At 71.2% G+C, this 26,726-nt stretch carries 23 protein-coding genes and 1 tRNA gene; 9 read left to right on the top strand and 15 right to left on the bottom strand.

Annotation, left to right across the window (positions count from 1 at the left end; genetic code table 11):
- Window positions 1–48: 48 nt before the first annotated feature.
- The 3 genes from OG933_RS22000 to OG933_RS21990 form a co-directional block, all read right to left on the bottom strand.
- Window positions 49–1,275, bottom strand: coding sequence for a phosphotransferase (locus OG933_RS22000; protein WP_405628567.1), 1,227 nt, complete (start codon window positions 1,273–1,275; stop codon window positions 49–51).
- 189 nt (window positions 1,276–1,464) lie between these two features.
- Window positions 1,465–1,869: a pyridoxamine 5'-phosphate oxidase family protein gene (locus OG933_RS21995; RefSeq protein WP_362524511.1), complete on the bottom strand. Its 405-nt coding sequence runs from the start codon at window positions 1,867–1,869 to the stop codon at window positions 1,465–1,467.
- A gap of 70 nt (window positions 1,870–1,939) precedes the next feature.
- Window positions 1,940–2,656 carry a response regulator gene (locus tag OG933_RS21990; RefSeq protein WP_405628565.1) on the bottom strand — a complete coding sequence of 239 codons (717 nt, stop codon included), beginning with the start codon at window positions 2,654–2,656 and terminating at the stop codon, window positions 1,940–1,942.
- 321 nt (window positions 2,657–2,977) lie between these two features.
- Between OG933_RS21990 and pdhA the strand changes: the two genes are divergently transcribed.
- From pdhA to OG933_RS21975, 3 genes are read left to right on the top strand one after another with little or no spacing between them, the layout of a single operon-like run.
- Entirely contained in the window at window positions 2,978–4,201 is a 1,224-nt protein-coding gene (gene pdhA, locus OG933_RS21985; RefSeq protein WP_020130582.1) for a pyruvate dehydrogenase (acetyl-transferring) E1 component subunit alpha, read from the top strand.
- A gap of 1 nt (window position 4,202) precedes the next feature.
- Window positions 4,203–5,195 (top strand): alpha-ketoacid dehydrogenase subunit beta, encoded by a 993-nt coding sequence (locus tag OG933_RS21980; protein ID WP_362524517.1) that lies wholly within the window; start codon window positions 4,203–4,205, stop codon window positions 5,193–5,195.
- Window positions 5,196–5,205: 10 nt separating this feature from the next.
- Window positions 5,206–6,732, top strand: a complete 1,527-nt coding sequence (locus OG933_RS21975; RefSeq protein ID WP_405628564.1) for a dihydrolipoamide acetyltransferase family protein — start codon at window positions 5,206–5,208, stop codon at window positions 6,730–6,732.
- A 60-nt stretch (window positions 6,733–6,792) separates the two neighbouring features.
- On the opposite strand, the gene OG933_RS21970 is transcribed toward OG933_RS21975, so the two are convergent.
- From OG933_RS21970 to OG933_RS21955, 4 genes are all read right to left on the bottom strand, one after another.
- Entirely contained in the window at window positions 6,793–9,114 is a 2,322-nt protein-coding gene (locus OG933_RS21970; RefSeq protein ID WP_405628563.1) for a hypothetical protein, read from the bottom strand.
- 3 nt (window positions 9,115–9,117) lie between these two features.
- Window positions 9,118–9,189: transfer RNA gene (locus OG933_RS21965), tRNA-Ser, on the bottom strand.
- 170 nt (window positions 9,190–9,359) lie between these two features.
- Window positions 9,360–10,607, bottom strand: coding sequence for a nitrate/nitrite transporter (locus OG933_RS21960; RefSeq protein ID WP_020130578.1), 1,248 nt, complete (start codon window positions 10,605–10,607; stop codon window positions 9,360–9,362).
- A 62-nt stretch (window positions 10,608–10,669) separates the two neighbouring features.
- On the bottom strand, window positions 10,670–11,341 hold the full coding sequence (locus OG933_RS21955; RefSeq protein WP_028806968.1) for a GntR family transcriptional regulator: 672 nt from the start codon (window positions 11,339–11,341) through the stop codon (window positions 10,670–10,672).
- Window positions 11,342–11,596: 255 nt separating this feature from the next.
- On the opposite strand from OG933_RS21955, the gene OG933_RS21950 reads away from it, so the two are divergent.
- Window positions 11,597–12,499: a D-alanyl-D-alanine carboxypeptidase gene (locus OG933_RS21950; RefSeq protein WP_362267655.1), complete on the top strand. Its 903-nt coding sequence runs from the start codon at window positions 11,597–11,599 to the stop codon at window positions 12,497–12,499.
- A gap of 125 nt (window positions 12,500–12,624) precedes the next feature.
- Here the strand turns inward: OG933_RS21950 and OG933_RS21945 are convergent, their stop codons facing one another.
- Entirely contained in the window at window positions 12,625–13,449 is an 825-nt protein-coding gene (locus tag OG933_RS21945) for a maleylpyruvate isomerase family mycothiol-dependent enzyme (RefSeq protein WP_142265218.1), read from the bottom strand.
- Between the two features lie 211 nt (window positions 13,450–13,660).
- On the opposite strand from OG933_RS21945, the gene OG933_RS21940 reads away from it, so the two are divergent.
- A complete protein-coding gene (locus OG933_RS21940) occupies window positions 13,661–14,488 on the top strand; it encodes a carbon-nitrogen family hydrolase (RefSeq protein WP_385252312.1) in 828 nt (275 codons plus the stop codon).
- Between the two features lie 147 nt (window positions 14,489–14,635).
- Here OG933_RS21940 and OG933_RS21935 read toward each other — a convergent pair whose 3' ends face one another.
- A complete protein-coding gene (locus OG933_RS21935) occupies window positions 14,636–15,130 on the bottom strand; it encodes an LURP-one-related/scramblase family protein (RefSeq protein WP_020130573.1) in 495 nt (164 codons plus the stop codon).
- Entirely contained in the window at window positions 15,127–16,137 is a 1,011-nt protein-coding gene (locus tag OG933_RS21930; protein ID WP_405628560.1) for a GlxA family transcriptional regulator, read from the bottom strand. Before OG933_RS21930 ends, OG933_RS21935 begins: the two co-directional genes overlap by 4 nt.
- A gap of 52 nt (window positions 16,138–16,189) precedes the next feature.
- On the opposite strand from OG933_RS21930, the gene OG933_RS21925 reads away from it, so the two are divergent.
- A complete protein-coding gene (locus OG933_RS21925) occupies window positions 16,190–16,588 on the top strand; it encodes a cupin domain-containing protein (protein ID WP_405628558.1) in 399 nt (132 codons plus the stop codon).
- Window positions 16,589–16,737: 149 nt separating this feature from the next.
- Here the strand turns inward: OG933_RS21925 and OG933_RS21920 are convergent, their stop codons facing one another.
- The 3 genes from OG933_RS21920 to OG933_RS21910 form a co-directional block, all read right to left on the bottom strand.
- The gene (locus OG933_RS21920) at window positions 16,738–16,986 is read right to left on the bottom strand and encodes a DUF6458 family protein (protein ID WP_054242050.1); all 249 of its coding nucleotides are present in this window, start codon (window positions 16,984–16,986) and stop codon (window positions 16,738–16,740) included.
- 93 nt (window positions 16,987–17,079) lie between these two features.
- A complete protein-coding gene (locus OG933_RS21915) occupies window positions 17,080–18,402 on the bottom strand; it encodes a M18 family aminopeptidase (RefSeq protein WP_267019355.1) in 1,323 nt (440 codons plus the stop codon).
- 137 nt (window positions 18,403–18,539) lie between these two features.
- Window positions 18,540–20,381, bottom strand: a complete 1,842-nt coding sequence (locus tag OG933_RS21910; RefSeq protein ID WP_362524540.1) for an acyl-CoA dehydrogenase — start codon at window positions 20,379–20,381, stop codon at window positions 18,540–18,542.
- A gap of 206 nt (window positions 20,382–20,587) precedes the next feature.
- Between OG933_RS21910 and OG933_RS21905 the strand changes: the two genes are divergently transcribed.
- Together OG933_RS21905 and OG933_RS21900 are read left to right on the top strand one after the other, a co-directional pair.
- The gene (locus tag OG933_RS21905; RefSeq protein WP_362524543.1) at window positions 20,588–21,070 is read left to right on the top strand and encodes an SseB family protein; all 483 of its coding nucleotides are present in this window, start codon (window positions 20,588–20,590) and stop codon (window positions 21,068–21,070) included.
- Between the two features lie 288 nt (window positions 21,071–21,358).
- Window positions 21,359–22,330, top strand: a complete 972-nt coding sequence (locus OG933_RS21900) for a pirin family protein (protein WP_054242047.1) — start codon at window positions 21,359–21,361, stop codon at window positions 22,328–22,330.
- A gap of 90 nt (window positions 22,331–22,420) precedes the next feature.
- On the opposite strand, the gene OG933_RS21895 is transcribed toward OG933_RS21900, so the two are convergent.
- Window positions 22,421–23,350 (bottom strand): Bro-N domain-containing protein, encoded by a 930-nt coding sequence (locus tag OG933_RS21895; protein WP_405628555.1) that lies wholly within the window; start codon window positions 23,348–23,350, stop codon window positions 22,421–22,423.
- A 171-nt stretch (window positions 23,351–23,521) separates the two neighbouring features.
- Between OG933_RS21895 and OG933_RS21890 the strand changes: the two genes are divergently transcribed.
- Window positions 23,522–24,574 (top strand): AI-2E family transporter, encoded by a 1,053-nt coding sequence (locus OG933_RS21890; protein ID WP_405628554.1) that lies wholly within the window; start codon window positions 23,522–23,524, stop codon window positions 24,572–24,574.
- Here the strand turns inward: OG933_RS21890 and OG933_RS21885 are convergent.
- Window positions 24,538–26,679, bottom strand: a complete 2,142-nt coding sequence (locus OG933_RS21885; RefSeq protein WP_362524550.1) for a SpoIIE family protein phosphatase — start codon at window positions 26,677–26,679, stop codon at window positions 24,538–24,540. The two genes, OG933_RS21890 and OG933_RS21885, sit on opposite strands and share 37 nt — an antisense overlap.
- Window positions 26,680–26,726 lie beyond the last annotated feature (47 nt).

Below are 26,726 nucleotides of genomic sequence, written 5' to 3'. Positions count from 1 at the left end.
GCCCGTCACAGGGCTCCACGCGCGCGTGTCGCGTTCGAGGGGCCCGGGTCAGCCGGCGAACGCGCCGCACACCGCGTCGTACTCGCGGGTCCACCACACGGCGAGGGCCGAGGCCGCCGGGAACTGGGAGTCGGCGCGGGTGTCGCCGCGCTCGTAGTGCCAGCGCAGCATCCAGAAGTCGTTGAGGCGCTCCCACCACACCCGGTGCACGGCTGCCGCGAGTTCGGAGGGCGTGGCCCCGGCCGCGCGTCGGTACGCGCGTGCGTACTGCCTCGCCTTCGGCAGGTCGAGGGTGCCGTCGGGCCGGACGAAGAAGATCGCGGCGGCGCGGACGGCCTCCTCGGCGCGGGGCTGCACGCCCAGCCGGTCCCAGTCGACGATGGCGGCCGGGGCGTCCCCGCGGTAGAGCAGGTTGAAGGGGTGGAAGTCCCCGTGCACCCAGCCGACCGGGCCGCTGCGCGGAGGACGCCGGTCCGCGTGCCGTTCCAGCAGCGTGCGCCGTTCCAGGAGGCGGTGGCGGGCGAGTTCGTCGAAGGAGTCGGCGGGGCGGTGGCGGCGCACGCGCGCGAGGAGGTCCTCGATGAGGACGAAGGTGTCGGCGGGGTCGGGGCTCGCGGCGGGGACGGCGGCCTCGACGGGCGTGGTGCGCTCGGCAGCGGTGGTGTGCCCGGCGGGAGCGGGGGCCGCGGCCCGGGCAGGGCGCCCGGACGGGGCGATACGGCCCTCAGGGGCGTGCCCCCGGGTCAGGCCCGGGTCGCGTCGCGGATCGCGCGTCAAAGGCGCCTCGCCCCCCGCAGGCGCGTTGACCCCGAGGCCCCGGGGCACGTGCCCGCCACGGGCCGGGGGCAGGAGCTCGCCGTGGGCCGCCCGCATCACCTGCTCCAGGCTGGCGTGCACCACGCCCAGCAGTGCTCCCAGGCGCCCGCACTGGCCGGGGGTGAGCTGGGCGCCGTGGCGGTGGCGGCCGTCGATCCACGGGTGGAGGGCGTAGGCATGGCCGCCGACGACGGCGACCGTGCGTCCGTCGTGGCCGGGCAGCGGGGGAGCGACCGGGACGCCGAGGTCGGCCAGTCGCTCGGTGGCCCGGTGCTGGCGGGCGATGGAGGCGGGGTCGGCGGTGTCGGGGTCGAAGTGGTGCTTGAGGAAGTAGCGGCCGCGGGTGGTGCGCAGCCGGTAGCCGCGGTTCAGCAGCCCCTCGTCGACGGGTTCACAGGTGAGCGCGGTGCCGGCGGCGTACCGGCGGAGCAGGGCGCCCAGAGGGGGCGCGTGGAGCACTAAGGGGGGTACACAGGAGCGCGGCACGCGCCCGATGCTAGGGCACGAACCGAGGCTGTGAGCTGGGCATTGTCACAGACAGTCACTAAAGGTCAACAACGGTCACGGGCGGTCGCTCCAGGTCGCTCCAGGTCGCCCCACGTCGCTCCGGGTGGCCTCACAGGTCGCTCCGGGCCGCTCCGGGCCGCTTCAGGTCGCTCCCTGGCGGTCCACGGTCACGAACTGCGGGGTGACGCGCAGGTAGACCGGGTCGAACGGGACGCCGCCGTCCACGGACCGGGGCGCGGGCCCGAAGAGCTCCAGTTCGGCGGCGGTGGGCTCCACGGCCGCGCACTTCCCGACGATCTCCACCGACCACCGGCCCTCGGCGGAGCCCGGCCGCGCCCGGTTCAGGTTGTCCGAGCCGTAGGCGACCACATGGCCGACGCAGGCCCGGTGGTAGCCGTGACCGCGGTGCATGCGCAGCAGCAGACGGCCGTCCACCACGATGTGGCGGGCGCAGGCCAGGAAGGGCATCGCGCGCAGGCTGGCGGCCACCCGTCCGTACTCGGTGCGGGCGAGCAGGTCGACGGCGAGTCGTTCGTCGGTCGGCATGCGACCACTGTGCGCGGCCCGTACGGGGCGCCACAGAGGCCACCGGCCCGTCCGGCCGGGACGTAAGTCCCTAGTTGCTCCCGGCCCGCGAGCCGGTCTGCGTCCCGGCCCGGTTTCCCGCCTGCGTTCCCGCCTGCGTTCCCGCCTGCATCCGGGCCACGTACGCGGCCGCCTGGGAGCGGCGCTGCATACCGAGTTTGGAAAGCAGACTCGACACGTAGTTCTTGATGGTCTTCTCGGCGAGGTGCAGTTCCGTGCCGATCTGGCGGTTGGTGAGACCCTCGCCGATCAGGTCCAGGATCCTGCGCTCCTGGTCGGTGAGGTGCGCGAGCCGGTCGTCGGCCTTCGGGGCGCCCTCACGCAGCCGCTGGAGCACGCGCGCGGTGGCGACGGGGTCCAGGAGCGACTTCCCGGCGGCGACGTCCCGTACGGCCGTCAGCAGTTCCTCGCCGCGGATGGCCTTCAGGACGTAGCCGGAGGCGCCGGCCATGATCGCGTCGAAGAGGGCCTCGTCGTCGGCGTACGAGGTCAGCATCAGGCACTTGACGGAGTCGTCCCGGGAGCGGATCTCGCGGCACACCTCCACGCCGCTGCCGTCCGGGAGCCGTACGTCGAGCACCGCGACGTCGGGCCGCGTGGCCGGGATGCGCACCAGCGCGTCGGCCGCCGTGCCGGCCTCGCCTACCACCTCGATATCGCTCTCCACGGAGAGCATCTCGCGGACCCCGCGCCGGACGACCTCGTGGTCGTCGAGTAGAAAAACGGTGATTTTTCCTTCTTCGCGCACGCGCTCAGTCTCACATACGGAGTCTTCCCGTGGACCGGGTGCCCGGGATAACGTGCCGTTGCTCCGGCCTCCTGCAAGGCTGTGACCTGGCTCTCTCCCGACTTTGCCGATTTACTTGGAAATCCAAGCAAAAACGCAGGTCAAGAGGGGTTTCACAGAAATGTGAAGCAATGGGTAACGTGATGACCGCAGGGCGCTCGCCGGGGCACCTGTCACACCTGTTCCGACCGAGTGGCACCCACCCCGTGCACGGGCGTCGGACGCAGGTGAGCCGCACTGGTACCCGGCAACCCCGGGGGCCGGACCGACGGAGGAGCACACGTGACCGTGGAGAGCACTGCCGCGCGCAAGCCGCGACGCAGCGCCGGAAGCAAGGCCGGCACCACCGGCACCGAGCGCACCACCCGCACCACCGCCAGGAAGTCCGCCGAGCCCGAGCTCGTGCAACTGCTGACGCCGGAGGGCAAGCGGGTCAAGAACGCGAAGAACGCCGAGTACGCCAAGTACGTCGCCGGTGTGACCCCCGAAGAGCTCCGCGGCCTCTACCGCGACATGGTGCTCACCCGCCGCTTCGACGCGGAGGCCACCGCCCTCCAGCGCCAGGGCGAGCTGGGTCTGTGGGCCTCGCTGCTCGGCCAGGAGGCCGCCCAGATCGGCTCCGGCCGGGCCCTGCGCGACGACGACTACGTCTTCCCGACCTACCGCGAGCACGGCGTCGCCTGGTGCCGCGGGGTCGACCCGACCAACCTGCTCGGCATGTTCCGGGGGGTGAACAACGGCGGCTGGGACCCCAACGGCAACAATTTCCACCTCTACACGATCGTCATCGGCTCCCAGACGCTGCACGCCACGGGCTACGCCATGGGCGTCGCCAAGGACGGCGCGGACAGCGCGGTGATCGCCTACTTCGGCGACGGCGCGAGCAGCCAGGGCGATGTGGCGGAGTCCTTCACCTTCTCCGCCGTCTACAACGCGCCGGTCGTGTTCTTCTGCCAGAACAACCAGTGGGCGATCTCCGAGCCCACCGAGAAGCAGACCCGGGTGCCGCTCTACCAGCGCGCGCAGGGGTACGGCTTCCCCGGCGTCCGGGTCGACGGCAACGACGTCCTGGCCTGTCTCGCGGTCACCAGGTGGGCGCTGGACCGGGCCCGCGACGGCGAGGGCCCCACCCTCGTCGAGGCGTACACGTACCGCATGGGCGCCCACACCACCTCCGACGACCCGACGAAGTACCGGGCCGACGAGGAGCGCGAGGCCTGGGAGGCGAAGGACCCGATCCTGCGCCTGCGCCGCCACCTGGAGGCGTCAAACCACACGGACGAGGGATTCTTCGCGGAACTCGAGGCGGAGAGCGAGGCGTTGGGCAGGCGAGTGCGCGAAGCGGTCCGCGCCATGCCGGACCCGGACCGCTTCGCGATCTTCGAGAACGTGTACGCGGACGGACACGCGCTCGTCGACGAGGAGCGGGCCCAGTTCGCGGCCTACCAGGCATCGTTCGCGACGGAATCCGAGAGCGGCTTCGCCGCGGGTTCGGGGGGAAACTGAGATGGCGGAAACCGTGACGTCCAAGAACCTGGCCCTGGCCAAGGCGATCAACGAGTCGCTGCGCCGCGCCCTGGAGACGGACCCCAAGGTCCTGATCATGGGTGAGGACGTCGGCAAGCTCGGCGGCGTCTTCCGGGTGACGGACGGACTGCAGAAGGACTTCGGCGAGAGCCGCGTCATCGACACCCCGCTCGCCGAGTCCGGCATCGTCGGCACCGCGATCGGGCTGGCCCTGCGCGGCTACCGCCCGGTGGTGGAGATCCAGTTCGACGGCTTCGTGTTCCCGGCCTACGACCAGATCGTCACGCAGCTCGCCAAGATGCACGCGCGCTCGCTCGGCAAGGTCAAGCTGCCGGTCGTCGTCCGCATCCCCTACGGCGGCGGCATCGGCGCGGTCGAGCACCACTCGGAGTCGCCGGAAGCCCTCTTCGCGCACGTGTCGGGCCTGAAGATCGTCTCTCCGTCCAACGCGTCCGACGCGTACTGGATGATGCAGCAGGCCATCCAGAGCGACGACCCGGTGATCTTCTTCGAGCCGAAGCGGCGCTACTGGGACAAGGGCGAGGTCAACTTCGAGGCGATCCCCGGCCCGCTGCACAAGGCCCAGGTCGTCCGCGAGGGCACGGACCTGACCCTCGTCGCCTACGGTCCGATGGTGAAGCTCTGCCAGGAGGTCGCCGCCGCGGCCGCCGAGGAGGGCAAGAACCTGGAGGTCCTGGACCTGCGTTCGGTGTCCCCCATGGACTTCGACGCGATCCAGACGTCGGTCGAGAAGACCCGCCGGCTGGTCGTCGTCCACGAGGCGCCGGTGTTCTTCGGTTCGGGCGCGGAGATCGCCGCCCGGATCACCGAGCGCTGCTTCTACCACCTGGAGGCTCCGGTGCTCAGGGTCGGCGGCTATCACGCCCCGTACCCGCCGGCGCGTCTGGAGGAGGAGTACCTGCCGGGCCTGGACCGGGTGCTCGACGCCGTCGACCGTGCCCTGGCGTACTGAGGAGAGGGTCGTGACGACGATGACGGAAGCGTCCGTACGCGAGTTCAAGATGCCCGACGTGGGCGAGGGCCTCACCGAGGCCGAGATCCTCAAGTGGTACGTCCAGCCCGGCGACACGGTGACGGACGGCCAGGTGGTGTGCGAGGTCGAGACGGCCAAGGCCGCCGTCGAGCTGCCCATCCCCTACGACGGGGTGGTCCGCGCGCTGCACTTCCCCGAGGGCACCACGGTCGACGTGGGCATGTCGATCATTGCCGTGGACGTGTCGGGAGCGGGCGGCGCCCCGGTGGCCGCCCCGGTCGCCGAGGTACCGGCGCAGGCGGCCGTGCAGACGCCCGCCCAGGCCCCGGCCGCCCCGCAGGAGCAGCCGCAGGCGGCGCAGGCCGAAGCACCGCGGGCCGACGCACCGCAGGCCGAAGCACCGCAGGCCGAGGCCGCCAAGCCGGTGGGATCCGGCCGCCAGCCGGTCCTCGTCGGGTACGGCGTGGCCGCGTCCTCCACCAAGCGCCGTCCGCGCAAGGGCCCGGAGATCGCGGTCTCCCGGGTCCCGGACACGATCCAGGCGGAGCTCAACGGCCACGGCGGCGCGCCCGCCGTGCGCGAGCGCCCGCTGGCCAAGCCGCCGGTGCGCAAGCTGGCCAAGGACCTCGGCGTCGATCTCGCCACGGTGGTCCCGTCCGGCCCGGACGGCATCATCACCCGCGAGGACGTCCACGCGGCGGTGGCCCCGGCCGCCCCGGCGCCCCAGGTCGCTCCGGTGGCCGAGCCGGTGCCGCAGGTGACACAGGCTCCGGTCACGACCCCCGCGGCCGTGCCCGCGCCGTCGTACGACACGGCCCGTGAGACCCGCGTCCCGGTCAAGGGCGTCCGCAAGGCGACGGCTGCGGCGATGGTCGGTTCGGCCTTCACCGCGCCGCACGTCACGGAGTTCGTGACGATCGACGTGACGCGCACGCTGAAGCTCGTCGAGGAGCTCAAGCAGGACAAGGACATGCAGGGCCTGCGGGTCAACCCGCTCCTGCTGATCGCCAGGGCCCTGCTGGTCGCCGTCAAGCGCAACCCGGAGATCAACGCCTCCTGGGACGAGGCGGCGCAGGAGATCGTGGTCAAGCACTACGTCAACCTGGGCATCGCGGCCGCGACCCCCAGGGGCCTGCTGGTCCCGAACATCAAGGACGCCCACGCCAAGACGCTGCCGCAGCTGGCGGAGTCCCTGGGCGAGCTGGTCTCGACGGCGAGGGAGGGCCGGACGTCCCCGGCCGCCATGCAGGGCGGCACGGTGACCATCACCAACGTCGGCGTCTTCGGCGTCGACACCGGCACCCCGATCCTCAACCCCGGCGAGTCCGCGATCCTCGCGATCGGTGCGATCAAGCTCCAGCCGTGGGTCCACAAGGGCAAGGTGAAGCCACGTCAGGTGACCACGCTGGCACTGAGCTTCGACCACCGGCTGGTGGACGGGGAACTGGGCTCCAAGGTGCTGGCGGATGTGGCGGCGATCCTGGAGCAGCCCAGGAAGCTGATCACCTGGGGTTAGCGGCGGCCCGGCCGGCCGGGCCGCGCACCCCGAGGGGGCGCGGCCCACGACCCGGCGGTCTCAGACCGCCGAGGCCGGGTCCGGACGCAGCCAGTGTCCGTCCGTGGTCCAGCCGAGGAGCAGCCGCCCGGTGCCCTCGTCGGCCCGGCCGCCCTCGGCGACCTGGTACAGGCCGGTCAGGGCGGGGGCCAGCCGGCCCGCCACATGGCCGGGGTGCCGGGTCAGCTCCTCCGGCAGCCGGGCCAGCGTGCGGGCCCGCTCGCCGGGGGTGCACAGGGACAGGTGGAACACCAGCTGCCGCCAGGCGTAGGCCACGTCCTTGATCGTGGCGAGCGGGCGCGGGTTGTCGTGCACGCGGCCGGTCAGCCGGCACACGGTGGCGAAGCAGCGGCGGGCCAGGTCCGGCCAGCCCGCGGCCGGCTCGATGCCGACCCGGTGGACCAGGGTGGCCAGGTTGTGCGTGGTGAGGATCTGCGCCTGCTCGATCACCTTGCCGTTCGCGGCCACCGATCCGCCTCCGCGCCGCGACCGGGACGAGCCGGCCTCGGCCCGCTCGACGCACAGCTTCGCGAACCCGGGCGAGGTCCTGGCCCCGTACGACCTCGTCAGCGCCTCGCCGGTCTCGACGATCGCCAGATTGCGGACGGCCCGGTAGTCGATGGCGTAGTAGCGCTCGTAGAGCGAGCCGCCGCCCAGCAGCTCCGCCGCGATCCGGGCCGCGGCGAGGAACTTCGGGGTGAAGGTGCCCATGAAGATGTCCGCGGCCAGCTCCTCGACCAGGGGAGCGCCCAGATCGGCCTGGCGGGCCAGCACGGACAGCTCACGGACCAGGGAGTTGGGCAGGATCGTGCCGGGGAAGGCCTGCACGGCCAGCTCGCCGAGCCGGCGCAGCGCGACGGCCGACACCGCGCCCGCCTCGCCGTCCGTGCGCTGCCCGGCCACGGCCCGTACCCATGGCAGTTCCTCCGCCCGTACCTGCCGCTGGAGGTTGAGCAGCAGCAGCGAACGGCGGCCCGCGAACGCCCGGTGGTGGGCGGCCGCCAGCGTGCGCAGGGCCGGGTCGGGGTAGGCCTGCGCGGTGGTGGCGGCGACGAGCTGCGGTACGAGCTCGGCCAGCACCTCGGCCGAGGGCACCACCCCGCGCTCCACGAGGGTGCTCAGGGGCGCGCTCAGCGCGGCCTCGACGGGCCGCCGTACGCCCGCCGGAATCACCGCGCCCACGGGCAGCCCCGTCTCCCGCGCCTCCTCCTCGCCGACCGCGGCGACGAGCGGCGCGACCTCGGCCACGCCCGCCTGCTGGTCCAGCCCGGACAGCCGGCGCAGCACCAGCTGGGCCAGCGCGTGGTGCGAGGGCAGCGCCGCCTGCGCGGCCTGCTCCCGGCGCAGCGCGGTGAGCTCCGCGGAGCCGGGCAGCCCGCGCCGCCGCACCATGGAGGTGACGGCGTGCCGCAGCAGCCCGAGCCGGCGCGCGTCCAGTTCCCGTCCGGCGACGGTCTCCTCCAGCGCCCCGCGCAGGATCCCCAGGTTCTCCTTCGGCCTGAGGTGCTTGGTGCAGTGGGTGTGACGGTCGGCCAGGTCGCGGTAGCGGCGCAGCAGTTCGGCGCCGCGCCCGTGCCAGGCGGCGTCGGGGGCGCGCGTCAGCACCCGGGTCGGCTGCCCGGCGTCGGCGCTCTCCAGCCAGTGGGCGAGCAGTTCGTCGCCGAACGGCTGCCACACGGCCAGTGCCTCCCGCTGCGTCTCCACCGCCTCGCTGGTCCGCCGCCGCGCCAGGCTCTCGCCGGCCTCGGCGACGGTCCGGCGGTGCACCGTGCCGGCGTCGGGCGCCGGCCGGGTGGACGGGCGGGGCGTGAACCGCAGCCGTCCCGCGAACGGGGCGAGCTCCTCGACGAGTCCGAGCGCCGCGTCGGTCTCCCCGGCCCGGGCCAGCCAGGCCACGGTGAGCAGCGCGGCCTCCTCGGGGACGGTCACCTCGTACCGTCCGCCGTCGAGGAGTTCGTAGAGCCGCGCCAGCCCGTCCTCGGACAGCCAGTACGCGAACAGCGCCTGCCGGTCCTGCGGCACACCGGCCCGGCGCGCGGCCTCGGTCTCGTACTCCGTCAGGGGACCGCCGGCGCTCGGCGCGCCGGTGGCGAAGCCGCCCCGGAGCACCTCGGGCGTCACCCACGCGGGCAGATCCCGGACCGGTGTGCGGGAGCCGATGGTGAGCAGTCCGTTCGCCATGCCCGCCAGTACGGACCGCCACGCGCGCTGTCGTTCTCCGGCGCGCCGGCGGGTGTCGGGGTCTTCGTGGGTGAGCGCGGTGCTGAGCGCCCTGGCCAGTTGGCCGGAGGCGTAGCCCGGGTTGGCCTCTGCGAGGTGCTGCTGGTCAGCGTCGTCGTTCATAAGCCGACGTGGCGGGTGCCGCCCCCGCGCCCTCCGGGTCTCGAGCCCGGTGCTCTGCTGCTGAGCTACACGTCGATGAGCCGACGTGGCAGGTTCCGCCCCTGCGCCCTCCGGGTCTGAAGCCCGGCGCTCTGGCTACTGAGCTACACGTCGATGAGGCCCGACGGTAGACGTCGAACGGGCGTGCGTTCAACCGTGTTTCGGCGGCGAGGAGCCCCGAACGGCCCGCACGCCGTCCGGGCCGTCTACGCCGGTACGTGCACCGTCTCCACGCGGCTCGCCACCAGCCGCTCCCGCTCGCGCCGGGCCGCGCGGCTGCGCAGCCGCAGGATCTGGCTGACGCCGAGGGCCTGGAGGACGAAGACGCAGGAGAAGGCGATCGTGTAGTCGTCGCCGGTCGCGTCCAGCAGCACGCCGACCGCGAAGAGCGTCGTCATGGACGCCACGAAGCCACCCATGTTGGTGATGCCGGAGGCGGTTCCCTGGCGCTCGGGCGGGTTGGCCGGGCGGGCGAAGTCGAAGCCGAGCATGGAGGCGGGGCCGCACGCGCCCAGGACCGCGCAGAGCGTCACGAGCAGCCACATCGGCGCCCGGTCGCCGGGGTAGGCGAGCGTGGCCGCCCACATCAGGGCGGTCGCGCCGACCGTGCTCAGGGCCAGCGGCAGCCGGGCCTCGTGGTGGCGGGCGACGACCTGGCCGTAGACCAGGCCCACGACCATGTTGCTCAGCACCACCAGGGTCAGGAGTTCGCCGGCCGTCGCCCGCGACAGGCCCTGCGCCTCCACCAGGAACGGCAGGCCCCACAGGAGCAGGAACACCATCGCCGGGAACTGGGTGGTGAAGTGCACCCACAGGCCGAGGCGGGTGCCCGGCTCGCGCCAGGACGCGGCGATCTGGCGGCGGACGTACGCCGCACCCCGGTGCGGGAACGGCTCGGGCTCGTGGCCCTCGGGGTGGTCCTTCAGGAACAGCAGCAGGAGGACCAGGACGACCACTCCCGCGAGCGAGCTGCCCGCGAAGGCCGCCGTCCAGCCGATGCCGTGCAGGAGGCGGGCCAGGACGAGGGTCGAGACCAGGTTGCCCGCCATCCCCGCCAGTCCCGCCAGCTGCGCGACCATCGGTCCGCGGCGCGCCGGGAACCACCTGGTTCCCAGCCGCAGGACGCTGATGAACGTCATCGCGTCCCCGCAGCCGAGCAGCGCGCGTGAGGCGAGGGCCGTGCCGTAGGACGGGGAGAAGGCGAAGCCGAGCTGGCCGGCCGTGAACAGCACGACGCCGATGGTCAGCACCTTCTTCGTGCCGAGCCGGTCGACCAGCAGACCCACCGGTATCTGCATGCCCGCGTAGACCAGGAGCTGGAGGATCGAGAAGGTGGACAGGGCCGAGGCGTTGACCTGGAAGCGCTCGGCGGCGTCCAGGCCGGCCACTCCGAGGGAGGTGCGGAAGATGACCGCGACGAAGTAGACCGAGACGCCGATCCCCCAGACGGCCATCGCGCGCCGTCCGCCCGGTGGATCACCCGGAAGGGTGGAGTTCAGGCTGCGGGGGCCGGGGCTCATCGGACCTCCCCGCGGGCCAGGTGCGAGAACCAGCCGACGTGCCGGTGCACGATCTCGACGGCGGCCTCGGCGTCACCGGAGCGCAGTGCCTGGAGGATCTCCTCGTGCTCGCCCAGCGTCTTGGCTATCCGGTCGGGGTGGGAGTGCATCACGGCGACGCCCATCCGCAGCTGGCGGTCGCGGAGCTGGTCGTACAGCCTCGACAGGATGTCGTTGCCGCCGCTGCGGACGATCTCGGCGTGGAAGCAGCGGTCCGTCACGGCGGCCGCGGCCAGGTCGCCCGCCGCGGCCTGCGCCTTCTGCTTCGCGAGCAGCTCCTCCAGCCGCTGGATCAGCGCGGCCGAGGCGGGGACCGCCTTGCGCGCCGCGTGCTCCTCCACCAGCAGCCTGGTCTCCACCACGTCCGCGATCTCCTGTGCGGAGACCGGCAGGACCAGGGCGCCCTTCTTCGGGTAGAGCTTGATCAGCCCCTCCACCTCCAGGCGCAGCAGCGCCTCGCGCACCGGAGTGCGCGAGACCCCCACGGCCTCGGCGAGCTCGCCCTCGGTGAGGAGGGTGCCGCCCTCGTAGCGGCGGTCCAGGACACCCTGCTTGACGTGGGCGTACACACGGTCGGCGGCGGGCGGTTGCTTCACGGGGAGGGGGGCGGGCGGGGCGGAGGACGGCATGCCCACAGGATAGATACAACACGTACGCAACGGGGGACCGGTCCAGAATGCGGACCCGCGACGGGGCGCGACGAGGGGTGCGGCAAGCGGGGTGGGCGAGGGCCGGGTAAGAGCCGGGTCAAGTAATCGGAAATTCGGCCCAGCAAGCGCACAACTTTCTGTGCTACTTACGTGTCACACACATGCGGCCCCTTCTTCTTTCCCCTTGAACTTGGCCGCATCGCAGGGGCATTCGACGTAATCGGGGTATTTCAGTTGATAACCGCCACCAAGGGCATCCGAGTCCGCAGGGCCGCATCCGTCGCCGTCACCGTCGGCGCAGTGCTCGCGACCGGAGCCCTCACCGCGGCGCCCGCACAAGCCGTCACGACGCCCACGATCGCCGCCAAGACCGGCTACGTGATGAACAATGCGAACGGCGCCGCGCTGTACAACAAGGGCATGGACACCAAGCTGTCCACCGGCTCCACCACGAAGATCATGACGGCGAATGTCGTGCTGTCGCAGACGAACCTGAATCTCAACACCAAGGTCACCATCCAGAAGGCGTACAGCGACTACATAGTGGCCAAGGGCGCCTCGTCCGCGCGCCTGATCGTCGGCGACAAGGTCACGGTCCGTCAGCTGCTCTACGGGCTGATGCTGCCGTCCGGTTGTGACGCCGCGTACGCCCTGGCCGACAAGTTCGGCACGGGCACCACGCGGGCCGCGCGCGTCAAGAACTTCATCGCCAAGATGAACAGCAAGGCGAAGGCGCTCGGCATGACGAAGACGCACTTCGACTCGTTCGACGGCATCGGCAACGGGTCGAACTACTCGACCGCCAAGGACCTGACGAAGCTCGCCAGCAACTCGCTGAAGAGCGCGAACTTCCGTGCGGTCGTCAAGACGAAGTCGTACACCGCCAAGACCATCACCAAGACCGGCTCCACCCGCACCATGGCGGCCTGGACCAACACCAACACGCTGCTGAGCAGCTACAGCGGCACCATCGGCGTGAAGACGGGCTCCGGTCCGGAGGCGAAGTACTGCCTCGTCTTCGCCGCCACCCGCAACGGCAAGACCGTCGTGGGTACGGTGCTGGCCTCCACCAGCGCGACGGTGCGTGCCGCCGACGCGACGAAGCTGCTGAACTTCGGCTTCGCCAAGCTGGGCTGACACCCGCTCAACCGGTAGCACCCTCGGAACGGGCCCGTCGTGATCGTCACGACGGGCCCGTTCTGTCGAGGGGTGCGGGGTGCGCCCATACCGGCGACTTGCGGTGGCCGGGGGAGCGCCGCCGGCTACCGGGTGACCGCGAAGTTCCGCAGGATCGCCGCCGTCAGCTCCGGATCGCCCTCCGCCTTCACCCGGTCGGCGACCGCCTCCGCCGTCACCCGGCCGCAGGCCAGCCGCACGAACGTCTCCCAGTCGAGGGTGAACGCGGCGGCCGGGCCGAGCGCCGGGGCCGTCTCCAGGGTGCCGCGGCCCTGGATGTCGACGCGGATGGTGCGCAGGAACTCGATCGGCCCGTGCACGTCGAAGACGACCGCGGAGCTGCGCGGGGCGTCGGCCTTCTCGGCGACGACCGCCGGGAGTTCGGCGAGCAGCGCGTCACGGGCGATGTGCGCGCCGGGCGAGTCGAGGTTGCCGGGCCGGCCGAGGGCGGCGCGCAGGTCCTGCTCGTGCGCCCACACGTTGAACGCGTGCTTGCGCATGGACTCCTCGAGCGTGAGCTCGGTGCCGAGCGGGCCGCGCACCATCGTGGTGGGCTGGCGCGACTCGTTGCGCAGCTGGCGGTTGCGGCGGATGACCGTGTACTCCAGCTCGGACGTCATCTCCGGCGCCGTGTGGTGGCGGCGGACGTCGACCTGCATCTCCATGTAGCGCTGGATGTCGTTGGTGACGTGGTAGAGGTCGCGCGGCAGGGTGTGGATGGGGCGCGGGTCGCCGTACATCTCGCAGTCCAGCCCGATGACGTGCGACACGATGTCGCGCACCGACCAGCCGGGGCACGGTGTCCGGCGGTTCCAGTCCGCCTCCACCAGCGGCAGCACCAACTCGGATATCGCTTCGATGGAGTGGGTCCAGGCGTCGGCGTAGGGCTGGAGGGTGGGATGCAGACTCACGGAAACGGGACCCCTCGGCGGTCGGTACTCGGGTGGTTGTGGCGGCGTTGCCAGCGGGAGGTGGCGGTGTGGGCAGGTATCGGCGGGTGTCGCCGGGTGTCGGCGGGTGTCTCGGAACGCTAAGTTACGCTGCTGTGAGGCACCCCGGCAGTGCTTTCGTGTGACGATCGTAGGCCCGTGTGGACGACTCGAATGCCAGGACGGTGGTAGTGTGCGCGCCTCTCTGATCCAGATCGCTGTAGAAGAGGGCGAATCGGTCGAATCGCGACGGGTGCGGGTTGCCGCACTGGTACGGGAGCAGGCCGGTGCCGCCGACCTCGTGGTGCTGCCGGAGCTGTGGACGACCGGGGCGTTCGCCTACGAGGAGTTCGGCAGCGAGGCCGAGCCCCTCCATGGGCCGACGTACGAGGCGATGGCCAAGGCCGCGAGCGAGGCGGGCGTGTGGCTGCACGCGGGCTCGATCCCGGAGCGCGCTCCGTCCGGCGGCGGCTCCGCCGCGGGCGAGGGACCCCTTTTCAACACGTCTCTCGTCTTCTCCCCCTCCGGTGACCTGGCCGCCTCCTACCGCAAGATCCACCGCTTCGGCTTCGACAAGGGCGAGGCCGTGCTGATGGGCGCGGGCGAGGAACTGGTGACGGTCCGCCTTCCCGAAACGACCGTCGGTGTCGCCACCTGCTACGACCTCCGTTTCCCCGAACTCTTCCGCGGTCTCGTCGACGCCGGCGCCGAGACCCTCGTGATCCCCGCGGGCTGGCCGGAGCGCCGCCGGGCGCACTGGACGCTGCTGGCCCGGGCGCGGGCGGTCGAGAACCAGGCGTTCGTGCTTGCGTGTGGAACGGCCGGGACGCATGCCGGAGTTCCGCAGGCGGGTCACTCGATCGTGGTGGATCCGTGGGGCGAGGTGCTGGCGGAGGCGGGTTCCGGCGAGGAGGTCCTGAGGGTCGAGTTCGACCCGTCCAGGGTCGCCACGACCCGGGAGCAGTTCCCGGCCCTGAAGGACCGGGTCCTCGGCCTGCGCACTCCTGAACGCCGCCCCTAGCCGCGGCCTCCCGCACCGAGCCGCGGCCTCCCGCACCGAGCCGCGGCCTCCCGCACCGAGCCGCGGCCTCCCGCCCCGAGCCGTGGCCTCCCGCCCCGAGCCGCTCCCGGCCTCCCGCGCCCAGCCGCTCCCGGTTCTTTCTGGTCCTCAGTCCTCGCGTTCCTTGTCGGCGAGGTGGATCACGCACACCGCCACCGCGATGAGCAGCGCCGGATCCGCGTCCTCCCGCACGACGTCGACGCCGTAGGTCTCCCGCACGTGCAGCCACCGCCGGGAGACGACGGCCAGCAGTTCGCCGTCGTACTCGACCGCGAACTCCCGGTCGAGGATCTTGCCGCTGACGTCGAGTTCGGTGCGGCCGTCCGCCAGGGCCACCCGGTAGTGGTTGCGCAGCAGCGACAGCCGCTTGCGCCGGATCGTGGCCAGCGGTTCGCCGTCCCGTTCGATCACCATCGTGTCCCGCAGGGCGAACATCTTCTGGTGGATGTCGATCAGGACCCGTCCACGGGTGTCCTTCAGCTCGAAGGTCTCCCGCAGCCGCATCGCCTTGCCGTCGACGAGGTACACCTTGTTGCCGCGGTCGTCCTCGATCCAGTAGTCGTCACCGAAGCCGAGGAGCCGGTCGCGTACGAGGAATCTCATGCGGTTACGGCTTCCCCGACGGCCGGTCCGAAACGCCGCCGGTAGGCCGATGGGCTGAGTCCGGTCTCGCGCCGCACGCGGGCGCGCAGGTTCGCGGCGGTCCCCAGTCCGCTCCTGGCCGCCACCACGTCCAGCCGCTGCTCACCCCGCTCGATCAGCCGGCAGGCGAGCGCCACCCGCTCCGCCGTCAGCCAGGCGAGCGGGGTGGTGCCGAGCTGCGCCCGGAACCGCCGGTGCAGGGTCGCCGGGCTCACCGCCGTCCGCGCCGCCAGCTCCGCCACCGTCAGCGGCTCCCCCAGCCGCTCCTGCGCCCACGCGAGCAGCGGCGCCAGCGACTCGTCGGGCACGTCCGGCACCGGGCGCTCCACGAACTGCCGCTGGCCGCCGTCCCGGTGCGCGGCGAACACCAGCCGGCGGGAGACGGCGTTGGCGATCTCCGCGCCGTGGTCGCGCCGTACGACGTACAGCCCGAGGTCGAGGGCGGCGGCGCTGCCCGCGGCGGTGAGGATGCCGCCCTCGTCGACGAAGAGGACGTCGGACTCCAGCCGCACCTTCGGATGCAGCGCGCGGAACGCCTCGGCCCACATCCAGTGCGTGGTGGCCCGGCGTCCGTCGAGCAGCCCGGCCTCGGCGAGCGCGAAGGTGCCGGTGCAGAAACTCATGACCCGCGCCCCGCGCGCGTGGGTGCGCCGGATGGCGTCGAGGACGGCGGGGCCGCGCGGGACGACATTGTCGGGCCGGCCCGGCACCACGAGGGTGTCCGCCGAGTCCACCGCCTCCAGGCCGCGCCCGCCGGTCATGGTGAAGAACCCGTGGTTCATCCGCACCTCGCGCGCGGGGGTGCACAGCACGACCTCGTACAGCGGCCGGGCCAGCCCGAGTTCGGGCCGGGGCAGGCCGAACAGCTCGGTGGCGACACCGACCTCGAAGGGATTGGTGCCCTCGTCCACGATCACGGCGACCCGGTGCGGCGCACTCACGGTGCGTTGAGAGGAATCTTGCGGCATGTGCGATTCCTAGCACTCGCACGGCCGCGCGGCCCACCCCACGATGGGGGACATGACCAACGAACCCGTCTCCCTGCCCGCCGCGCTCGCCTCCTTCACCGAGCAGTGGAGCCCGCGCATCGTCACCACCGTGAACGACTACGACGTGCGCGTCACCCATGTCGAGGGCGAGCACCTCTGGCACGTCCATGACGACACGGACGAGTTCTTCCTGGTCCTGGAGGGGGAGCTCCGCATTTCCCTGCGCGAGCCGGGGGGAGAGCGCACCGTGACCCTTCCCAAGGGCTCCGTCTTCACCGTCCCGCGCGGCACCGAACACAAGCCGTACGCGCCCGTGCCCACCGAGATCCTTCTCCTGGAACCCACCGGCACCTCGACGGTCGGCGATCGCCACGAGGAGGTCCCGGCCCATGTGGACGCCACCACGGGGCACGCGCTGACGTCGCGCTGACGTCGCGCCGACGTGACGGTCGGCCGGGAGAGTACCCCGTCGGCCAGGTCCGCCGGCAGGACCGGGGTGTTCCGGTCCGCCTCACCGAGGGCGGGGCGGACCGGTTGCCGTGGGTCCTGGCCGGACCGGGCGCCTGACCCGGGTCACGGTCAGACGCCGTAGCCGCCGTTGTAACCGTCACGCTGGTGCCGCTCTGTCTCGACCACCGTGGTCGAGGTCGGAGGCACCATCACCCGGCGGCGCCGGGCGATGCTGCTGAACGTCGTCACGCCGATCAGCCCGACGATCATCAGGATGACGCCGACCAGGTCGAGATTGACGCCCTGCATGTCCCAGTCCGTCGCGAACGTGAGGATGGCTCCCACGGCGATGAGGATGATGCATCCGCCGAGGCCCATGATGTTGCCTCCTGTCCGGTGTACCGGCCACTCCGGTTCACCACCGGATCCGGGTACCCCGGGGCCCGACTCCCATGCGCGGCGGCCGACTTGCTACCCCTCCAGGAACGCCACCAGCGCGTTGGCCAGCAGGTACGGGTCGGCGTCGCCGCACAACTCCCGCGCGCTGTGCATCGACAGGATGGCCACGCCGATGTCGACGGTGCGGATGCCGTGCCGGGCCGCGGTGATCGGGCCGATGGTCGTGCCGCAGGGCATGGAGTTGTTGGAGACGAAGTTCTGGAACGGCACGCCCGCCTTCTCGCAGGCGGCGGCGAAGATCGCCCGGCCCGAACCGTCGGTCGCGTAGCGGTTGTTGACGTTGACCTTGAGGATCGGACCGCCGTTGACCCGCGGGTGGTGCGTGGGGTCGTGCCGCTCCGCGTAATTGGGGTGGACGGCGTGACCGGTGTCGGAGGACAGACAGACGGTGCCCGCGAAGGCTCTCGCCCGGTCCTCGTACGACCCTCCGCGCGCGAACACCGAACGCTCCAGCACGCTGCCCAGCAGCGGCCCGTCCGCGCCGGTGTCCGACTGCGAGCCGTTCTCCTCGTGGTCGAAGGCGGCCAGCACCGGGATGTACGGCAGGCCCTCGCCGCCGGTCGCCACGGCCGTCAGCGCCGCCGTACCGGCGTGCACGGAGAGCAGGTTGTCCATCCGGGGGCCGGCCAGCAGCTCCTCGTCGCGGCCCAGGTAGGCGGGCGGCTCCACGGAGTGCGCCATCAGGTCCCAGCCGGTGACCTGACCCGCGGCCAGCCCGGCCTCCTGCTCCAGGAAGGCGATCAGGTCGCCGTCGCGCACATCGCCCGCCAGGCCCCAGACGGGCTGGAGGTGGCGCTGCTTGTCGAGCTTGAGGCCGTCGGTGTTGACCGCCCGGTCCAGGTGGATGGCGAGCTGGGGGACCCGCAGGAGCGGGCGGCCCACGTCGACCAGACGCGTCGAGCCGTCCCGCAGGGTCAGCCGGCCCGCGAGGCCCAGGTCGCGGTCGAGCCAGGAGTTGAGCAGCGGACCGCCGTAGATCTCCACGGCCACCTGGCGCCAGCCGTGCGCCCCGGTGTCGGGCAGCGGCTTGACGCGCAGGTTCGGGGAGTCGGTGTGCGCACCGATGATCCGGAACGGCGTGTGCGGCGCGGCGCCCTCGGGCACGTACCAGGCCACGATCGCGCCGCCGCGCAGCACATACCTGCCACCGCTCCCCGCCGCGGAGGCTTCCGAGGCCTCCGCGTCCCAGGCGTCCGTCTCCGAGACCTGCCGGAACCCGGCCTTCTCCAGGCGCTCGGCCGCGTTCGCCACGGCGTGGTACGGCGACGGGCTCGCCGTCAGGAACGTCATGAGGTCGTCGGTGTGGCCGCGGTCGAAGCGGGAGGGTGCGCTCATGGGGTTCACCTTAACGACGTACGAGAGCCCGCTCCCGGTGATGGGGAGCGGGCCCTCGTGAGGACAATGTGGAGTGTCGCGCGGTTGTGCGGATGCGTCCTGGAACGCGGCCTCTGAGTGCTAGAGGCCTCCGAGTGCTAGAAGGCGGCCTCGTCCAGCTCCATCAGGTCGAGCTCGACACCGGAGGCGATCTTGCGGGCCAGGGTGACGCCCGGCAGGACGTCGGCCGCGAAGAACTTCGCCGCCGCGATCTTGCCGGTGTAGAACGCCACGTCCTTCGCGGAGAGGGCCTTGGTGGCGGCCGACTCCAGCTTCTCGGCGGCGATCGCGGCACCCTTGAGGAGCAGGTAGCCGACGATGACGTCACCGGAGGCGAGCAGCAGGCGGGTGGTGTTCAGGCCCACCTTGTAGATGTTCTTGACGTCCTGCTCGGTGGCCGCGAGGTCGGTCAGCATCAGACCGACGATGGCCTCCAGCTCGACGGCGGCCTTGGCCAGGTGCTCGCGCGCGCCGGCCAGCTCCTCGCCGCCGGTGCCCAGCGCCAGGAACTTCTTGATGTCCTCGGCGAGGGAGTTCAGCGCGGCGCCCTGGTTGCGGACGATCTTCCGGAAGAAGAAGTCCTGGCCCTGGATCGCCGTGGTGCCCTCGTACAGGGTGTCGATCTTGGCGTCGCGGATGTACTGCTCGATCGGGTACTCCTGGAGGAACCCGGAGCCGCCGAAGGTCTGGAGGGACTGGGCGAGCTGCTCGTAGCCCTTCTCGGAGCCGTAGCCCTTGACGATCGGCAGGAGCAGGTCGTTGAGCGCGTGCTCCGTCTTCGCGTCCTCGCCGTTCGCCTCCTTCACGGCGATCGCGTCCTGGACGGAGGCCGTGTAGAGGACGAGGGCGCGCATGCCCTCCGCGTACGCCTTCTGCGTGATCAGCGAGCGGCGCACGTCGGGGTGGTGGGTGATGGTGACCTTCGGCGCGGCCTTGTCCATGAAGTTCGCCAGGTCGGGGCCCTGGACGCGCTCCTTGGCGTACTCCAGGGCGTTGAGGTAGCCGGTGGAGAGCGTGGAGATCGCCTTCGTGCCGACCATCATGCGGGCGAACTCGATGATGCGGAACATCTGGCGGATGCCGTCGTGCTTGTCGCCGATCAGCCAGCCCTTGGCCGGGTGCCGGTCGCCGAACGTCATCTCGCAGGTGTTGGAGGCCTTCAGGCCCATCTTGTGCTCGACGTTCGTGGCGTAGACGCCGTTGCGCTCGCCCAGCTCACCGGTCTCGAAGTCGAAGAGCGTCTTCGGGACCATGAAGAGGGACAGGCCCTTGGTGCCGGGACCGGCGCCCTCGGGACGGGCCAGCACGTAGTGGAGGATGTTCTCCGACATGTCGTGCTCACCGGACGTGATGAAGCGCTTCACGCCCTCGATGTGCCAGGAGCCGTCCTCCTGCTGGACCGCCTTGGTACGGCCGGCGCCCACGTCCGAGCCGGCGTCCGGCTCGGTGAGGACCATCGTGGAGCCCCACTGCCGGTCGACGGCGATCTGCGCGATCTTCTTCTGGACGTCGTTGCCCTCGTCGAAGAGGATGCCGGCGAAGGCCGGGCCGGAGGAGTACATCCACACGGCCGGGTTGGCACCGAGGATCAGCTCCGCGTACGCCCAGATCAGGGACGGCGGGGCGGTGGTGCCGCCGATCTCCTCGGGCAGGCCCAGACGCCAGTACTCGGAGTCCATGAAGGCCTGGTAGCTCTTCTTGAAGGACGCGGGGACCGGCGCGGTGTTGGTCTCGGGGTCGAAGACGGGCGGGTTGCGGTCGGCGTCCGTGAAGGACTCCGCCAGCTCGTTCTCCGAGAGGCGGGTCAGCTCCTCGAGGATGCTTTTCGCGGTCTCGGTGTCCATCTCCCCGAACGGGCCGGTGCCGTACAGCTTGTCGCGCCCGAGCACCTCGAAGAGGTTGAACTCGATGTCGCGGAGATTCGACTTGTAGTGCCCCATGGCGACGGCTCCGTAAAGAGAGATCGGCGAGGGACTGGATCCTCGCGCTAGTTCACGTACCAACAAGTAGCTACCGATGATGCTACCCGTCGGTAATAAGTCGCAACCCCGAACCGGCCATCTGTGACGCGTAACGCGTGCCGTGCGCCTCGGAAGGGGCCCCCGTACCGCCCCGCCCGGCGGGCGCGCTCGGTACGCTTGCGCCCATGTACGGATACGGCCAGCCCATGGACGGCGGTGCTGCACAGCAGCAGTACGCCCCGCCGCAGCAGCAGATGCCCGGCGGCCACGGCGGGTACGGTCAGCAGCCGCCGCTCTACCCGGAGCCGTCCCCGCCGTCCCTCGCGGACGCGGTGCGGGCCTTCACCACCGGGCAGCTGGCCGCGGAGGACTTCCAGCAGGTCTTCGCGACCTCCAAGGTCTACTGCCCGCGCGGTGACAACCCCGGCTTCCTCGCCCTGCACAACACCCAGCAGCCGGTGATCCCGATGTTCACCTCGCTCAAGGAGCTGCGCCGGTACGCGGGCAAGGAGTCCAAGTACTTCGTGATCACCGGCTCCGAGATGGTCGACCTGCTGCCCACCGGGTACGGCTTCGTCCTCGACATGGAGGGTGAGCACCGGATGGTGTTCGACGCGAAGGCGGTCGAGCAGATGGTCGAGTTCGCGATGCGGCGGATGTACGGCTGAGGGTTCCCCTCTCCCCTCTCCCTCTCCCCCGCTCTTCGCTCGCTGTCGCTGCCTCTTCTCGCTCTCCTTCGCCCTCCTTCTCTCTCTCCTTTCTTCTTCCTGGCCGTCCCTCGGGTGTCCGGTGGATGCCTCATGCCCTTCACAGCCGTGCCATAGGGTTCCCCCGCGCCACTGCCCCTGCGCGGTCGCCGCTCCACGGGAATGTCCTGCGGGCTTCCATCGTTACGGGTAGCAGAAAGTTCAATGCTCAACTAAACTGGGACGTACGTCGCCCAAGGAGGTACGGACATGCCCGCAGTGACCGTCGAGAACCCGCTGACCCTGCCGCGCGTCACCGCATCGGCCGACGCGGTCGCACGTCCCGTGCTCACCGTCACGACCGCGCCGAGCGGTTTCGAGGGTGAGGGCTTCCCGGTACGCCGTGCGTTCGCCGGGATCAACTACCGCCACCTCGACCCGTTCATCATGATGGACCAGATGGGCGAGGTGGAATACGCGCCGGGCGAGCCGAAGGGCACCCCCTGGCACCCGCACCGCGGCTTCGAGACCGTCACCTACATCATCGACGGGATCTTCGACCACCAGGACAGCCAGGGCGGCGGCGGCACCATCACCAACGGCGACACCCAGTGGATGACGGCCGGCTCGGGTCTTCTCCACATCGAGGCGCCGCCGGAGTCGCTGGTCATGTCCGGCGGTCTCTTCCACGGCCTCCAGCTGTGGGTGAACCTGCCGGCCAGGGACAAGATGATGGCGCCGAGGTACCAGGACATCCGCGGCGGCCACGTACAGCTCTTGGCGAGCCCGGACGGCGGCGCGCTCCTGCGGGTCATCGCGGGCGAGCTGGACGGCCACGCCGGTCCCGGCATCACCCACACCCCCATCACGATGGTCCACGCGACCCTCGCGCCGGGCGCGGAACTCACTCTTCCGTGGCGTGAGGACTTCAACGGTCTCGCGTACGTACTGGCCGGCCGCGGCTCGGTCGGCGCCGAGCGTCGGCCGATCCACCTGGGTCAGACGGCGGTCTTCGGCGCGGGTTCCTCGCTGACGGTCCGCGCGGACGAGAAGCAGGACTCGCACACGCCTGACCTGGAGGTCGTGCTGTTGGGCGGGCAGCCGATCCGTGAGCCGATGGCCCACTACGGCCCATTCGTGATGAACACCAAGGACGAGCTCCAGCAGGCCTTCGAGGACTTCCAGAAGGGCCGGCTGGGCACGATTCCGGCGGTGCACGGGATGACGGCGGAGGGCATCTAGCCCTCCGGCCGGCCGACAGCCGCTACGGTGTGACAAGGCCCGAAGCCGCAACGTTGGTTTGCGACTTCGGGCCTGTCTCATGTCACCTGACTACGGCAGCACGTAGACGGGCGCTCCGTCAGCGGAACACCCGGTCTGCCGCATACAGCCGCGCTTCAGCAGCATGCGCAGGCAGTCGTGGACGCGATCCTGCGACATACCGGTCCGGGCGGCGATCTCCTCGACGTGGTAGCGGGCCTCACCACGCGCCAGTGCCGGGGCGAGGACGGCGGCGACTGTGTGCACGTCATCTGTGACGAGGAGGTGCCTCTTCTTCCACGTGTCGAGAAGCTGCTGGGCAGTCAGTCCAGGCGCAGGGGCGCTGTGGCTGGGCCGCCTGAGGGCTTCGGCGATGTCCCTCAGCGCGTCGGCCATCCTGTTCTGACTGTCCGTGATCTGCCGAAGCAGGTCGTTGCGCTCCCCTGCGGCGGCTGCCAGCATCTCGTCCGCGTACAGGTTGCGCTCCTCGAGCCGCACGATGGCCTCGACGACCTGCTCGGGCATGACGTACGCGGTACCGCCGACGGGGGCGGGTTGTCCGGCGGCCGGTTCCAGGGAGTAGGAGCCCTGCCGCTGGACAGACTGGATGACTTCGTCGACCCAGGCTTTGAATGGTGCGCACTCGGGTTTGCTGCAACCGTTGACGAGGCTGATGAGCCCTTTCAGGTTCACCATCCTCATCGACTTCTTGAGCCCGTGAACTGCAATTTTGCGTGAAGCGTCTGCTCCATAGACGCTTCGAGCAAGATCGCTCAGCGCTGTGTGACAGTTTGCTGGAACATGAGCAAGGAGCGCCTGGCGCGTGTTTGCGTACCCGAGTTGCGTGGCCACGTCCGCCGCCACGAACCAGTGCTCCCGGTCGGGCAGCGTCAGCCTCCGCAGCCGCGCCCCCGTCGCCGCGAACACGAAGTCATTGACGTCGATCGCGTCCTGCTGTGCCGCCGACTGGTCCGGCGGCGGTGTGTTGCTCTGCTCGTACATCGAGCATCACCTCCGCCTCGAAAAATAGGCATATGCCACAGCAACGGGCTGCACTGGCAAGGACGTTCACCCTTTAGGAGTGGATGTTCGATTCTGAGTCCGGGTCATGTCCCTTCACCCGGGCGGCCGTCCGGTCAGGACAACCCGGTGCTTCCGTGATCCGCTGAACCCGTGCACCTGCTCCCGCTGCCCGCGCGTCGCCTGGCCGCCTGGTGCGCTCTCGTGCTGCTCGCGTCAGGCGTGGGATACGTCGGGATCAGGCTCTGCTCGGAGCTTCGTACCGCCGTCACCCCCGTGTTGCTCGCGTTGCTCGGGACCGCGCTGCTCAGGCCGCTGTACCGGAGGCTGGTGGAGGTGGGGGTGCCCCGGTCGGTGTCGGCGGGGCTGACGTGTGTCGCCGTCGTCGCCGTGGTCGGCGGGGCGGTGTACATCGTCGTCGCCGCGCTGATCGACAGCGGGGATCAGATCGTCGCCGCGCTCAGGTCGGCGGCACGGAGCATCGCCGAGCACTTCGGGGCCGCCGGGACCTCGCTCGACGACCTCGCGTCCAATGCGAAGGAGTTGCTGACCAAGTTCGGGGGGACGGCCGCGTCCAACGTCATCAGCGGGGTGAGTGTCGTCGGCGAGAGCATCGCCATGGCCGTGCTCGCGCTGCTGCTCGTCTTCTTCTTTCTGCGCGACTCGCACCGGGCGGTCGGCGCGCTGCGTTCCCTCGCTCCACGCGGTACCGGCGACACCCTGGAGGCCATGGCCCGGCGGGCCTTCCGGGCCGTGGAGGGGTTCATGCGGGGCACGACCTTCATCGCCTTCATCGACGCCGTGTGCATCACCGTCGGACTGCTCGTCCTCGATGTGCCGGGGGCGGTCGGGCTGGGGGCCCTCGTCTTCGTCGGGGCGTACATCCCCTATCTCGGCGCCTTTCTCTCCGGGGCCGTCGCCGTGCTGGTGGCGCTCGCCGACCGGGGCTTCGTCATCGCGCTGTGGGCGCTCGGGGTGGTGCTGGCGGTGCAGGTGCTGGAGGGGCACGTGCTGCAGCCGGTGATCCAGAGCCGGACCGTGCAGATGCATCCGGCGGTGGTGATGGTGGCCATCACGGCCGGGGCGTCCGTGGCCGGGATCCTGGGCATGCTGCTCGCCGTTCCCCTGACGGCCGCCGCCTTCGGGGTCCTGCACGAACTACGGACGCGTCACAGTGCTCCCGCCGAGGGCTCGCCGAACTCGTAGAGCTCGAACCAGATGCTCTTGCCCTCACCCCGGGGCGCCACCCCCCAGGTGTCCGCGAGCAGTTCGATGAGGACCAGGCCACGCCCCGAGGACGCCAGTTCGCCGGGGCGGCGCATATGGGGGAGGTCGTCGCCGGCGTCGGTGACCTCGATACGGAGCCGGCGTTCGCCGGGGCCGCCGGTCACCTCGGCGACGAGCAGCGCGTCCGCGTCGGTGTGGACGAGGACGTTCGTCAGCGTCTCGGAGACCAGCAGGACCGCCGAGTCGACCTGGTCCTCGCAGGTCCAGTCGTGCAGCAGCTCGCGCAGTTGCTGCCGGGCCACGGCGATCCGCTCGGGTTCGGCCTGCGCGACCGTCAGCATCGAGCGCCGCACGGGTTGCCGGACCGGCACGGGAGCGGCGCCGGGCCCGCAGCCGCCCGCGCCCTGGCGGCACAGGAGCAGCACGGCGATGTCGTCCTCGCGGCGGTCCGCGAGAGGGCCCGTGGTGTGGTGGGAGGAAGGGCCGTGCACCGCCTGGACCAGGGCGTCGGCCAGCTCCTCCAGATCGCCCTGGTGTGCCTCGAGGATCTTGCGGACGCGCCGCCAGCCGGTGTCGAGGTCGTGGCCGCCGGTCTCCAGCAGGCCGTCGGTGCAGAGCATCAGCGCCTCGCCGGGTTCCAGGGCGAGCCGGGTGGTGGGGTAGTCGGCGTCCGGGTCGATGCCGAGGGGCAGGCCCCCGGCGGTGGCGCGGACCAGCACGGTGCCGTCGGACATGCGGATCGTGGGGTCCAGATGTCCGGCCCGGGCGGTCTCCAGGACCCCGGTCACCGGGTCGACCTCTATGTACAGGCAGGTGGCGAAACGCGGATCGGCCCCGGCTCCGCCGTCCGTGTCGGTGAGGCCGTGGAAGAAACCGGAGGCTCGGGAGAGGACGGCGTCGGGGCGGTGGCCCTCGGCGGCGTACGCCCGTACCGCTATGCGCAGCTGGCCCATGAGCCCCGCGGCGCGGACGTCGTGGCCCTGGACGTCGCCGATGACCAGGGCGAAGCGGCCCCTCGGCAGCGGGATCATGTCGTACCAGTCGCCGCCGACCTGAAGGCCGCCGCCGGTCGGTATGTAGCGGGCGGCGAGGGTCATGCCCGGTATCTCGGGGCCGAGGGTGGGGAGCATGGAGCGCTGGAGGCCGTCGGTCAGCTCGCGCTGGGTCTCCGCCAGACTCGCGCGGGTGAGGGCCTGGGCGAGCATGCGCGCGACCGTCGTCAGCACGGACCGCTCGTCCGGGGTGAACGCCACCGGGTACGCGAAGCCGGCCATCCAGGCGCCCATCGTGCGGCCGGCCACCGTCAGCGGCAGGAACGCCCACGAGTGACGGCCGAAGTGCGCGGCCAGCGGCCAGGTGAGCGGGTAGCGCTCCTTGTACCGCTCGGGGGAGGACAGGTACACGGCCCGCCCGGTGCGCACGACCTCGGCGGCCGGATAGTCCGTATGGATGGACATATGGCTGAAGGGGTCGTCGTCGCCGGACCGGTGTCCGTGGTGGCCGATGATCGTCAGCCGCTCGCCCTTCACGCCGAAGACGGCGAGTCCGTCCGGGGAGAAGCCCGGCATGGACAGGGCCGCCGCGACCCTCAGCACCTCCTCGGTGGACCGCGCCTCCGCCAGCGCCCGGCCCGCGTCCAGCAGGAACGCCTCGCGTGAGCGCCGCCAGTCGCCGGTGACGGCGGTCCGTCCCGCGGGGGTGCCCGGCGTCGGTTCGGTCACTTCCTGGAGGGTGCCGATCAGCTCGTACGCCTTCTTCACCGGGTCGAAGGACGGCTTGGAGCGGCTGCGCACGACCCGGACGACCCGTCCCAGGTCGTCCATGATCCGGATGCGTACCTCGGCGAGGGTGCCCTCGGCGACGGCGAGCTGGATCACTCCGGTGATCTCGTTCCAGTCGACGGGGTGGAGGCGGGCCCGGGTCTGGGCCTCGGTGAGGACCGTCTCCTCCGGGGGCAGCCCGAGCAGCCGGGCTGCCTCGGCGTCGACCGTGACCAGCCCGGTGGCGGTGTCCCAGTGCCACAGGCCGGTCGCGAGGGAGGCGAGGACCTCCCCCACGGCGGGCAACGGCTCACCAGTGCGCATTGCCCCACTTTAGGAAGATGGGGCGAAGAAGTGCCACTGATCGCCGC

The organism is Streptomyces sp. NBC_00016, assembly GCF_045040885.1.
In the GTDB taxonomy this organism is placed as follows: domain Bacteria; phylum Actinomycetota; class Actinomycetes; order Streptomycetales; family Streptomycetaceae; genus Streptomyces; species Streptomyces coriariae.
The sequence above is the reverse complement of the archived record's forward strand: the minus strand, read 5'-3'. Positions and strand labels throughout refer to the sequence as shown.